We start from the raw sequence: 11,310 nt of genomic DNA, 5'->3' as shown, positions 1-11,310 counted from the left end.
TGTCCCTAACATAAACGTTTGTATTCCAGCAAATCAACCTATTTCAAACTCTTTTTGCCTATGCACGTGCTATTTGCTTTCCATCCTATAAGAAAATTGATATTGGGGCGGCATCGCCTTCCCACACCTTTCCGCGTGCCGTGATCCCGGAAGGCCGCAAGTATTTATCCCGGCAGAACCCGCACTCTTCTATCGTCCATGGCGCACGATCTCTCCCTCCCGGACCGCCTCACCGTCCTGCTGGTCCTCGGCATCCTTGCAGCCGCTGCGATCGCTTTCTGGAACCTGCTCTGGGTCGTCGTCCTCTCGGCCTCCCTGGCGATCGTGATCATGCCGGTGAAGCACTATCTTGGCCGGTCGATGCGGGAGGGCACGGCGGCGATGCTCACGACGGTGCTCGTCTTCTTCGCGGTCGTCTTTTCGGTCGGGTTTACGATCGCAGTCCTTGCCCAGAACGCCGATTATCTGGCCCAGATCGTGCAGGGGATCCTCGCATGGATCGAGTCGGTGGAGATCGGCGGCGCGGAGGCAGGGATCGCCTCCACCGACCTTGCCGCATGGACAGACGAGCAGATCGCCTCCTTCGGGGACTGGGCGACCGGACTTGCCTCGCAGGTGCCGATGCTCATCATCGACCTGATCGTCTTCTTCCTCTCCCTGTACATGTTCATCTACCAGGGGGACGCCCTCGCCGCTGAGGTGACCGCAGCCCTCCCATCCCGCCTCCGCGCGGCGGTGGAACGACTGACCCGCACCTCGGTCGACACCCTGTACGCCCTCTATATCGTCCATGTGGCGACGTCGGTCGTCACCTTCGTCCTTGCCATTCCGTTTTTTTACGTGCTGGGCTACGATCACATCGTCTTCTATGCGTTGATGGCGGCGATCTTCCAGCTCATCCCGATCATCGGCCCTTCGGTGATCATGCTCTTTCTCGGCGTGTACTCCCTCTCCCTGGGGGACATCAGGGGCGGGCTTCTGGTGGCGTTCGTCGGGTACCCGATCGTCTGCGCCCTTCCCGACATCTACTTCCGCCCCATGATGATGGGGCGCCGCGCCAGCATCCACCCGGTGATCATGTGGATCGGCTTTTTCGGCGGGCTTGCGGTGATGGGGATCGTCGGGTTCGTCCTTGGCCCGCTCTTCCTGGCGCTGGCGATCACCGGCTACCATATCCTGCTGGAGGAGCTGAAAGAAGTGAAAGAGGCCGCACAGGGGACGTGATCCGGGGCAAAAAAAGGCTGGAACGTAGATATTTTTTAGACCGGTCCATTCTCGCGAAGATGGCGCCGGGCTCTGGTTCTTCACGTGAGCGTTCTATCCTGTTCTCCCGGAGCATCTCACGTTATAGCCCGCGAAGCGGGGCCCCTCAGGGCCCGGTCTCCCTGATCTTCGCCTTCACCAGGTCGTGTCGTGCATCCGTCTTCACAAGGATCTCGTCGAAGACGCCGGGCGCCCCCTGCCTGATGACATCGACGCCCATCCTCGTGATCCCGCCTTCGGTCGCCACCCTGGCGATCACCCCCTCGAAATCAGTCCCTGATGCCGCGAGCAGGCCGGCCGTCCCGGTGAGGGTCTCCCTCACCAGGCGTTCGGCAACGGCAGGGGCGATCCCTGACCGCCTGACGGCCGCGGCCGCAAATTCCTGCATGAGAGCGGCGATGAACGCCGGCGCACAGCTGGTCAGGGCGGTCATCACCTCGACGTGCTCCTCGGCGATTTCGACCGGGGAACTCATGGCGCCGAAGAGGGAGAGGACGAGGTGCCTGTCTGAAGCGGAGGCGGTATCTCCGAAGGCGACCAGGGTGACCCCGCCCCCGCACTCAGAGGTGATGGAAGGGATCGCCCGCACCGCCCGCGCCTTTGACCATGCCGAGAGGTTGTTGAGCGTGACGTCCGATGCGACCGAGACGAGGAGTCTGTCCGGGGTCAGCACGCCCCGGAGGTCCAGGAGGACGCCCCGCACCTCCAGGGGCCTGACACAGAGGAGGAGGACGTCGGATTCTTCGGCGACGTCCCGGGCGCTCGGGGCGATCCGGACGCCGGTCTCGCCGGCCAGGCGAAGCGCCTTCTCGGCCGACCGGTTATACGCGATGATCTCGTGCGCCCCCGCCTGCCCGGTCTCCACCATCTTCCGAACAAGCATGCTGCCCATGCTGCCCGTCCCGATCACGCCAAAGGTCGTCATGGTTCCTGATCCTGTTCGGTGCGTGAGCACAAATAAGCAGGGTGAGCGGGCACGATCCCGGCCTGCAAAACAAAAGCGGTATGTGCCTGTTTCTCGAACATCTATAGATAATAATCCAGTATTGAGGCAATTATGATGAAAGGAGCACTGATATCATCTGCAACGGTCATCGTCGCCATCTGCCTGATAGCAACGGCAGGGTGTAGTATGAGAACCTCTCCGGGATCACAAACGACGTGCTGCTGATTGCCGGGACCGCCGACGTTCTCACCCCCGAATCGGTTACCGTCCAGATCGCCGGAGAGATCAACGGTTCGTGGCTGGTGCGGTTCAAGGGTATCCCGCCGCTTCACTCCCCGTCCTGGATCCTCCGCGTCCTGACGACGATATAATAACCGGCCGCAAGCGCCATCAGCAGGAGGGCCATGCCGATCAGGGGGAGATCGGCCGCTTCAGAGGACTCGAGGAGGATGATCTTCCGGGCGATGGCGATGATGGCGACGAGCATGATCACCTCGACGTGGACCTCGTGCTTCTCGATATACGCCCGCATGGTGTCAAGGAGTTCTATGCCGATGAGAACGAGAAGAAATGCCCCGAACACACCGAGAAGTTCGTGGTTTTCGAGCCTGAACATACGGTCGTCCACGAGACCGTAGGCGACCAGGATCGCCAGTTCATAGACGGAAAAGGCGATGACGACGGCAAGGAGGGCGGTGAGGATCCGATAGACCCATCGTTCGAATGTATTCAGGTACTCAAGCATCGTTTTCTCCGTATTTCTCTTTCTCCGTGTTTTATTTATTTTCGTTGAATACCATCGCCGTCTCACGCGGCGATCCGGAGAGGGGGGGGCACCGGTTCAGTCGGCAGGGGCGGGGCGCCATGTTCTTGTGGCCGGAGAGGCCACCTCTACCCATGACAGAGGCCCTTCTCCTCATCGACATCCAGAACGACTATTTTCCCGGCGGCGCGATGGAGTGCGCCGGCATGGAGTTGGCTTCCGGCGCCGCATCCCCCCCCTCGAACGGTTCAGGCTGGAGGGAAAGCCCGTCTTTTTCATCCGCCACATCTCGATGCGGGAAGGCGCCGGGTTTCTCCTGCCGGGGACGCGCGGCTCGGAGATCCACGAGCGGGTGGCGCCCGGTCCGGGCGAGGCGGTGATCGAGAAGCATTTCCCGAACAGTTTCTTCCAGACCGATTTGCTCGCTGCGCTCAGGGAGAAGGGGGTCAGCGAGTGCGTGATCTGCGGGGCGATGAGCCACATGTGCATCGACGCCACGACGCGGGCGGCCCGCGAGGCCGGGTTCGCCTGCACGGTCGTCGAAGACGCCTGCGCCACAAGGGACCTGGTCTTTTCGGGGGAGAGCGTCCCGACCGCATCGGTCCACGCGGCCTTCATGGCGGCGCTGAACGGCGTGTACGCCCGGGTCGTCACGCTGGAGGAGTATGTCGCGGGCCGGAAGCAGGAGAGGTAAGACGGCACCGTGCGGTGCCCGCCGCTCCAAGATATAAATACCGGGCAATCGTATGATTGAGTGCATTTTTCATCTGAACGCGAGGGTTGCCGAGCCAGGTCAAAGGCGATGGATTTAGGGTCCATTCTCGCAGGAGTTCGGGGGTTCGAATCCCCTCCCTCGCACTATAAATCCGGGTTATGTATTATAGAAAAATCAGACCCGTGTTAACAGGCAACCGTTTTTCAGTGACATCATATCTTGAGTGGTGAAAAACGTCTCCCCCTCTCTCGTCCGACCTCCCACTCCCCGCATCATATAATTCACTCGATATATCTCCCTCTCCCATGCTGAAATGCCCTGAGAGTGGATGAGGTGAACGATGCTTTTCATTGCGCTTGCGAAATTCAAAAAAACCTGACGGGAGAAGTGATCGCCGAGAACCTGAAGGATATCGAGGACGACACGAAAGAGGAGGTCAAATACCCGGGCATGTACTGGACGCTCGGAAGGTACGATACCGTCGTGATCTTCGAAGCCCCGGAGGAAAAGGCGGCGATGAACGTGGTCCTGAAGCGGGCCGACCGGATGGATAGAGAAACGCTTCGTGGCCGTGCCGGCAGATGAAGAGAGTCCGGGCGGACCGGTCTGACCGGGTGCTGCCGCCATCTCACCGACCATCACTCTTTTTGCGCGATCTCATCGTGTGCCCGCCGCTCCGGGGGCATACACTCAAGCAGCTCTCTTGCGCCAGCTGTTTACCGAACGCAGCCCGCGCGTCCGGTTACCTCATCGACGACGATCCCCTCAAACGATGAGAGGGCATGAAGAGCCGCACCCCTGACGGCGGGATCGGCGTCCTCGCTTGCCGCGATGAGGTGCGGGATCGCATCCCTTCCGCCGATCGAGGGAAGGGCCTGCACGAGCATGACCCTGATCTTCGCTGCCGGTTCTGAACTGAGGGCAGCGGCAACCGCCTCGAACGCCCGCAGCGGACGGCGGATGCGGAGGTAGCGTGCAGCCCTGTATCGCACCTCCTCATCAGGACTGGAGAGAGAAGCGATGGCTTTTTCGACATCCTTGCTTTCTGCACCAGATATCCCGGGTTGAACGCGGTTTTTTTCGTGGAGAGCGATAAGATGATGGAGAATATAGATCCCCGGATAGCCCGAGGTGAAGGAAAGATATTCAATGCGCCTGCGGGGATTTTCCCAGACCTCATCGTTCAGGGTGACAGCGGATCCACATGCAGAACACCTGAGATGGGCTTCTCCCTCTTTTTTAAGATATCTGAACGAAATTTTATCGCAGAACGGGCATACGTAAATGCCATCCGGAGGCGCGAGAGCCGCATCGGTCTCATTCAGAGCGGAGAGCATTCTTTTATTGAATTTCTCAGCTTCAAAGGCATCATATCTCCGCGCTGCTCTCCACTGCTCCTCTATATCAGAGACATCTCTGTATCCAAGAGCCATGCAGAACGCTTCCTCGGGCACGTTCCATTAAATGACAATATAATATTTAAATATTCCCTGCGTTTCAAGGATCGATAATGAGATTAAATTAATTATAAATGGGCAGTGTCCGGATCAGGGAGACCATAATAGATATTCCAGTATCCGTCCATATTCCGGGAGGAGTACCAGCACGCACGCACATGCAGCCCCTATCCAGGAATCCGCGCCGAAATCTGGAGATAGAAAAAGTCCCGGCAGGAAGAGAAATACAAAAAATCCCGGAAGTGCGATCCAGACGCCTCACCAAGAAAGGTTTTACATCAGAGAATTTCGAACAACCCCACCTCACCCAAAGTACTTTATAGTCCCGGATCGACCTTTTTCCCATGAGCACGTTTACCAATTTCGCGATCCACCACGAATATGCCAGCCTTGCAGCTCTGGGTGATCGGCTGGGTGAGGTCAGCGGTCTGATCGACTGGGATGCCTTCCGCCCTCTCCTTGCTGACCTCTACACCAACGCCGAGGGGCGAGGCGGCCGTCCGAACTATGACGTCGTTCTGATGATCCGGCTGCTGGTGCTTCAGCAGTGGTATGGCCTGTCTGACCCCGAACTGGAGCGTCAGGCGACCGACCGGATCTCGTTCCGTCACTTCCTGGGATATCCGGAAACCATTCCGGATCGGTCGACGGTCTGGCTGTTCCGGGAACGCTTGGCGCAAACCGGGAAGGATACCGCGATCTGGGATGAGTTCCAGCGGCAACTCGAAGTACAAGGGCTCGCCATCAAACGCGGTGTCATGCAGGACGCGACGTTCATCACCGCCGATCCCGGGCATGCTCCTGCCGGCACGCCCCGGGGAGATCAGGCAGAGACGCGGCGCAGCCGCGACGGCACCTGGGCCAAGAAGGGCTCGAAGTCACAGTTCGGGTACAAACTTCACATCCTGCTCGACAAGGACAGTCAGCTGATCCGCCGGATTGAGACCACCACGGCGTCACTCCATGACAGCAGGATCGATCTCTCCCGGGAAGGTGAGACGGTCTATCGCGATAAAGGCTATTTTGGGGTGAAACCGCAGGCATCTATGGACAAGACCATGCACCGGGCCGTTCGCAACCATCCCCTCTCCATCAAGGAGAACCGGCGGAACAAGGCCATCAGCAGAACACGATCGCTGGTGGAACGACCGTTTGCCGTGATCAAGCGGGTGTTCCATGCAGGCCACCTCATGGTCACGACGGTTGCCAGAGTGCACGTCAAGAACATCTTCTCCTGCATGAATTTCAACTTCAGGCAACTTCTTACCCTCAAAGCGCAAGCTGCCGAGCGATAGCTCTCGAGAAAATCCAAAAAACCCTCTAAATGCAGGGGTTCAGGAAGGAAACGGCTGAACAGCGAGGGGAAGAGGGCAGTCGGGAGCGAGTATCTGATGGCAGGGAGGAGTTAATCGCAATTCTCAACCGTTTCCCCGAACTCATCGCCGGCTACGACGGGGATGAGGAGAAAACCTACATACGAAGCATAAAACAGAGCGGAGGGGGATTGCAGCACTCTGAACTGCGGATCGCCCCGGTCACCGATCGCCGCTCCAGGACCATCGGCCACACCCTGATCGTCCGCGATATCTCTCAACTAAAGCAGACTGAGGATGCCCTCGTCTCGGCGCACACAAAACTCTCCATCCTTTCCGAGATCACCCAGCACGACATCAAAAACCATCTCGGCGTGATCAGGGGCTACGCCGGTCTGCTGGTGGACATCACACCTGAGGGCTCTGACGAACGGGTCTATACCGAACGGATCATCAGCGCCTCGGAGATGATCGAGGAGCAGATCGCCATTGCCAGGGACTACCAGAGCCTCGGGGTGAAGGCGCCCGTCTGGCAGGGCGTCGAGACGGTGGCGCGGCAGTCGGCCCGGATCGTCAGGTTCAACAACATCTGCCTCTCGATCGATCTCGGCCGCCTGGAGGTCTATGCAGATCCCCTCTTTGGAAAGGTCTTCTACACACTCTTTGAGAATGCGGTCAGGCACGGCGGAGGCGTGACATCGATCCGGATCGGATTTACCCCGACCGGCGAGAGCGGCATCCTCTGGATAGAGGACGACGGAAAAGGCGTGGACCCTAACTTAAAGGGCAAAATATTCAGCAGGAGCGTCGGGAAAAACACCGGCCTCGGGCTCTTCCTCATACGCGAGATTCTTGCGATCACCGGGATCGCCATCAGGGAGACGGGCGAGGCCGGGAAAGGCGCCCGCTTTGAGATCGTCGTCCCGGCCGGGAGCTACCGCTACGGCGACGCCGGGGCTGAGCAATAGAGATATAGTATGGGGTCGATCCCCCCCTTCGAGAGAGGGGGATCATGTCAGGAGAGATTCATTCTTCAGGGGACGAAGGCGTCCGGGGCGAGCAGACGGTCGCCGAAGTGATCATCGGGGAACTCGTCAGGTGGGGCGTCGGTGTCGTCTTCGGTATTCCCGGCACCTCGTCGCTGGGTGTCATCGATGCCATCAGAAAACATCCAGAGATACGCTTTTTTCAGGTCCGGCACGAGGAGACTGCGGCGATGGCGGCGTCCGCCTATCACAAACTCACCGGCAGGGTCGCCGCCTGCGTCACGATCGCCGGGCCGGGGGCGACAAACCTTGCCACCGGGCTGTACGACGCAAAAGAGGACCGGGCATCGGTGATATCCCTCAACGGGCAGGTGAAGGCCCAGTACGCCGGGCCGGGGGGTTTTCAGGAGATCGATCAGGACGCCTTTTTCCGGCCGGTGACGGTCTATAACAACACGCTGCACGAGAAGACGATGGCGGTCCGCCTGGTCGACGCCGCCATGCGCCACGCGATCGTCCACCGAGGCGTCGCCCAGCTCTCGATTCCGAACGACGTCCAGAAGGAGCACGTCGATCTGGCCTGCTGCCCGGCCGAGGGGATGCCGCCGTCCGTGGAGATCGCACCCTCGGACGCCGGGATCGACCGGGCGGCCGGGGTCGTGAACCGGGCAGAGAGGCCCGTGATCATCGCAGGCTGGGGCGCTCGCGACGCCGTGCCGGTGGTCCGCGCCATTGCAGAGAGAATCGCCGCCCCGGTCCTCACCACCTTCAGGGCGAAAGGGCTGATCCCCGAGGACGACCCCTGGCACCTGGGCATCCTGGGCTCGGTGGGATCGGCGCAGGCGAGAAAAAAGGCGGAGGAGGCCGATCTCCTCCTCGCCTTCGGGGTGGGGTTCTCGAAGCAGACGAACGTCCCCGGAGAAAAAGCGCTCGTCCAGGTGGACCTCGACCCGATCAAGCTCGGGCGGCATCGAGAGACCGTCTCACTCTGGGGGGACTGCGGGCTGGTGCTGCCCCGTCTCCTCGAACGCCTGGAGCGGCGGGAGGATGCGGCGAGGAAGGAGACGATTGCGCAGGACCGGGCGGCATGGAGGGCGCAGATCGATAACGAGGCCGATCCCGCGGCGGTACCCGTCAGGCCCCCCTTCATCATGCAGGTGCTCTCCGAGATCCTGCCAGACGACGCTGTCATCACGGTCGATGTCGGGGAGAACGGGTGGTGGTTCGGGCGAAACTTCAGAATGAAGGGGACCCAGCAGTTCGCGATGTCGGGATATCTCGCGACGATGGGGTTTGCGATGCCGGCGGCGATCGCGGCGAAGATCGCCTATCCAGAGCGGCCGACCGTCTGCATCACCGGAGACGGCGGGTTTTCCATGGCGATGGCGGAGTTTTTGACTGCGGTGAAATACGACCTGCCAATGACGGTTGTCGTGCTCAACAACCACGAACTCGGGATGATCCGCGTCGAGCAGCGGATGGAGAACTACCCGAACTTCGGGACCGAACTGCACAACCCGGATTTTGCGGCGTATGCCCGGGCATGCGGCGGCGAGGGGTTTTCGGTGGAGAGGCCTGACGAACTCGCCCCGGCGGTGGCGAAGGCGCTGGAGAGCGGACGCCCGGCGATCGTCGATGTGGAGACGGATCCGAAGCGGTTCTGAAGACGAACGCGGCCGGGAGGGCGACCCATAAACCTTTATACCGACACTCCGAAGGGGTAGTTGTCAGAGAGGGGGACGGCAGCCATGGAGCAGATCTTCGCCATACGGACGGAGCCGCATATCGATGCGCTCACCATGCCCGAAAACCTGAGGATCGGGCAGATGATCGCCAGGCAGAGGAATGCCTGCAGCCTTGCGGGCTGCAAAGAACGGTATTACAACTTCGCCCTCGGGCAGTCGCCCTTTCCGGTGCCGCCGGCACTGGTAAAAGCGCTCGCGAGCGCGGCCGATCGCGGGGAGTACGCCGCCGCCGAGGGGATCGATCTCCTGCGGATGGCCGTCGCCGCCTTTTACCGGAGGCATTTCGGGCTGGCCGTGGAACCCGACCGGGTCTTCATCGGGAACGGGACGAAAGAGTTGATCTACATCCTCTTTTCATCGCTCGATGCGGTTCCGATCATCCCATCGCCCGCGTGGGTGGGCTATGCACCCATCCTGAACCTGATCGGCAGGCCGTACCTCACCCTCCCGCCCGAACGGGAGAGGGGGTTCCGGATGGACCCGGAGGCACTCAGGGCGGTGCTCGCCGCCGACCCTGACCGGCGCCATATCCTCGTCCTCACCAACCCGAACAACCCGACCGGCGCCCTGTACTCCCGCAGCGAACTCGAGGAGATCGCCGCCGTCTGCCGCGATTACGGCTGTCTCGTCCTGGCCGACGAGATCTACGCCCTCACTACCTACACCTTCGAGCACTTCACCTCCATGGCGGCGGTGTACCCGGAGGGGACCTTCGTGACCGGCGGGCTCTCGAAGGACCGATCTGCCGCGGGATACCGCCTCGGTGTCTGCGTCCTGCCTGAAGGCGGCCCGGAGAACCTGATCGCCGACATGACCGCCATTGCGGCGACGATCTACACCGCGGTCTCGACGCCGGTGCAGATGGCGGCGGTGGCCGCCTACTCGCCGAACCTCGAGATCGAGGAGTATATCAGGACGATCAGAGCGATCCACGGGATCATGTGCCGGTACGTGAGTCGGGCGTTCGCCATGATCGATGGGGTGGCGGCGACAAAACCCGAGGGCGGATTTTATTTCCTGGCCGACTTCAACGCCCTCACCGACCGCCTCGGCCGGGCCGGGGTCGCGCAGTCGAACGACCTCTCCGCCGCCCTGCTCGCCCACCCCTACCACGTCGCCACCCTGAGCGGGGATGCGATCATGCTCCCGCGGGACACGTTCGCCGCACGGATCGCCTGCGTGGATTACGACGGTGCGGCGGCGCTCGACCTCTACCGGCGGGACCGGCCGAAGACGAGTCTTGACGAGGTGGCGTTCGTGAACGAGGCGGCGCCCGGTATGGTGGCCGGGGTGACGGCGGTGCGGAAGTTCGTCGGGGACCTGAAGAGAAAAAGGTGAAGGCTGGAGAAAAAGCCCGGCTCTCGCCATACGTGGGCGAATCCCAGGCATCTGAGATCAAAAGCGCCTGATGGTCCAGGGCGTGCCGACAAATATTCACACTATTTTTCAAACAGGCAAACACCAAAAAACCCCATTAAATGGGTTGAACATCCACACGTGATGTGGTATCACAGATAAGCGGATCCCGGACAACATACTTATACCATAGAATATCTGCATAGTGACCAGAGGGGGAAAACATCATGGACAACCCGGTTGTAGAGATTGGCTTCACCACCTTCCCGGAGCAGCACACCTGCGACGGCGAGGACAGTTCACCCGAGATCCGGATTTCAGGATTGAAAGCGCCGTATTTTGCGATCATCCTGAGCGATCCGGGAGCAAAGGTCGATCACTGGTTGATATGGAACATCAAAGCGACCGATGTCGTACCCGCGGGGATCCCGAAAACAGCTGAGGTGCACGCTCCCGTCCCGGCACGCCAGGGAAGAAACGATCTCGGGCGGATCGGCTACAGCGGGCCCTGCCTGTCGAAGGGATCGGCCCATGAGTATTACTTCAATCTCTACGGGACCGATGGGCCGCTCGATCTTCCGGGCGGTGCCAGTGGGGCGGAGTTGAAAGAGGCGCTGAAGAAGCATGCCATCCAGTACAGCGGTACGGCGGTGGCAGGCTACAGGAAGGACTGACGCCCGGTCGATCCGGCCCGTGCGGATCGTCCCGGAGACGGCTGAGAGATCAGCACCCGGCCTGAGCGAAGGCGCCGCCGGGACGAGCTGCG

General features: G+C 60.7%; 13 protein-coding genes and 1 tRNA gene. 10 read left to right on the top strand and 4 right to left on the bottom strand.

Annotated features, from left to right (window positions below; genetic code table 11):
* The first annotated feature begins 198 nt into the window (after positions 1 to 198).
* A complete protein-coding gene (locus tag HWN36_RS02240; RefSeq protein WP_176787842.1) occupies positions 199 to 1,224 on the top strand; it encodes an AI-2E family transporter in 1,026 nt (341 codons plus the stop codon).
* A gap of 145 nt (positions 1,225 to 1,369) precedes the next feature.
* Here the strand turns inward: HWN36_RS02240 and HWN36_RS02235 are convergent, their stop codons facing one another.
* From HWN36_RS02235 to HWN36_RS02225, 3 genes are all read right to left on the bottom strand, one after another.
* On the bottom strand, positions 1,370 to 2,188 hold the full coding sequence (locus HWN36_RS02235; protein ID WP_176787840.1) for a pyrroline-5-carboxylate reductase family protein: 819 nt from the start codon (positions 2,186 to 2,188) through the stop codon (positions 1,370 to 1,372).
* A 101-nt stretch (positions 2,189 to 2,289) separates the two neighbouring features.
* Positions 2,290 to 2,541 (bottom strand): hypothetical protein, encoded by a 252-nt coding sequence (locus HWN36_RS02230; protein ID WP_176787838.1) that lies wholly within the window; start codon positions 2,539 to 2,541, stop codon positions 2,290 to 2,292.
* Positions 2,538 to 2,954 (bottom strand): phosphate-starvation-inducible PsiE family protein, encoded by a 417-nt coding sequence (locus tag HWN36_RS02225; protein WP_176787836.1) that lies wholly within the window; start codon positions 2,952 to 2,954, stop codon positions 2,538 to 2,540. Before HWN36_RS02225 ends, HWN36_RS02230 begins: the two co-directional genes overlap by 4 nt.
* 214 nt (positions 2,955 to 3,168) lie before the next feature.
* Between HWN36_RS02225 and HWN36_RS02220 the strand changes: the two genes are divergently transcribed.
* The 3 genes from HWN36_RS02220 to HWN36_RS11925 all read left to right on the top strand — a co-directional run bounded on the left by HWN36_RS02220 (position 3,169) and on the right by HWN36_RS11925 (position 4,272).
* A complete protein-coding gene (locus HWN36_RS02220; RefSeq protein ID WP_343044909.1) occupies positions 3,169 to 3,666 on the top strand; it encodes a cysteine hydrolase family protein in 498 nt (165 codons plus the stop codon).
* A 79-nt stretch (positions 3,667 to 3,745) separates the two neighbouring features.
* Positions 3,746 to 3,830, top strand: a tRNA-Leu gene (locus tag HWN36_RS02215).
* A gap of 244 nt (positions 3,831 to 4,074) precedes the next feature.
* Positions 4,075 to 4,272 carry a GYD domain-containing protein gene (locus tag HWN36_RS11925; protein WP_343044908.1) on the top strand — a complete coding sequence of 66 codons (198 nt, stop codon included), beginning with the start codon at positions 4,075 to 4,077 and terminating at the stop codon, positions 4,270 to 4,272.
* Between the two features lie 131 nt (positions 4,273 to 4,403).
* Here HWN36_RS11925 and HWN36_RS12230 read toward each other — a convergent pair whose 3' ends face one another.
* Positions 4,404 to 4,679 (bottom strand): HEAT repeat domain-containing protein, encoded by a 276-nt coding sequence (locus HWN36_RS12230; protein ID WP_176787835.1) that lies wholly within the window; start codon positions 4,677 to 4,679, stop codon positions 4,404 to 4,406.
* Between the two features lie 90 nt (positions 4,680 to 4,769).
* On the opposite strand from HWN36_RS12230, the gene HWN36_RS12225 reads away from it, so the two are divergent.
* The 6 genes from HWN36_RS12225 (at position 4,770) to HWN36_RS02175 (ending at position 11,218) form a co-directional block, all read left to right on the top strand.
* On the top strand, positions 4,770 to 5,198 hold the full coding sequence (locus HWN36_RS12225; RefSeq protein WP_176787834.1) for a hypothetical protein: 429 nt from the start codon (positions 4,770 to 4,772) through the stop codon (positions 5,196 to 5,198).
* Positions 5,199 to 5,488: 290 nt separating this feature from the next.
* Positions 5,489 to 6,439, top strand: a complete 951-nt coding sequence (locus tag HWN36_RS02195) for an IS5 family transposase (RefSeq protein WP_176787388.1) — start codon at positions 5,489 to 5,491, stop codon at positions 6,437 to 6,439.
* Between the two features lie 29 nt (positions 6,440 to 6,468).
* Positions 6,469 to 7,425 carry a sensor histidine kinase gene (locus HWN36_RS02190; protein ID WP_176787833.1) on the top strand — a complete coding sequence of 319 codons (957 nt, stop codon included), beginning with the start codon at positions 6,469 to 6,471 and terminating at the stop codon, positions 7,423 to 7,425.
* Between the two features lie 44 nt (positions 7,426 to 7,469).
* A complete protein-coding gene (locus HWN36_RS02185) occupies positions 7,470 to 9,107 on the top strand; it encodes a thiamine pyrophosphate-binding protein (RefSeq protein ID WP_176787832.1) in 1,638 nt (545 codons plus the stop codon).
* Between the two features lie 84 nt (positions 9,108 to 9,191).
* Positions 9,192 to 10,526 (top strand): pyridoxal phosphate-dependent aminotransferase, encoded by a 1,335-nt coding sequence (locus HWN36_RS02180; protein ID WP_176787831.1) that lies wholly within the window; start codon positions 9,192 to 9,194, stop codon positions 10,524 to 10,526.
* 245 nt (positions 10,527 to 10,771) lie between these two features.
* On the top strand, positions 10,772 to 11,218 hold the full coding sequence (locus tag HWN36_RS02175; protein WP_176787830.1) for a YbhB/YbcL family Raf kinase inhibitor-like protein: 447 nt from the start codon (positions 10,772 to 10,774) through the stop codon (positions 11,216 to 11,218).
* Positions 11,219 to 11,310 lie beyond the last annotated feature (92 nt).

It is taken from the genome of Methanofollis tationis, from assembly GCF_013377755.1.
In the GTDB taxonomy this organism is placed as follows: domain Archaea; phylum Halobacteriota; class Methanomicrobia; order Methanomicrobiales; family Methanofollaceae; genus Methanofollis; species Methanofollis tationis.
This window is presented reverse-complemented; position numbering and strand designations above follow the sequence as displayed.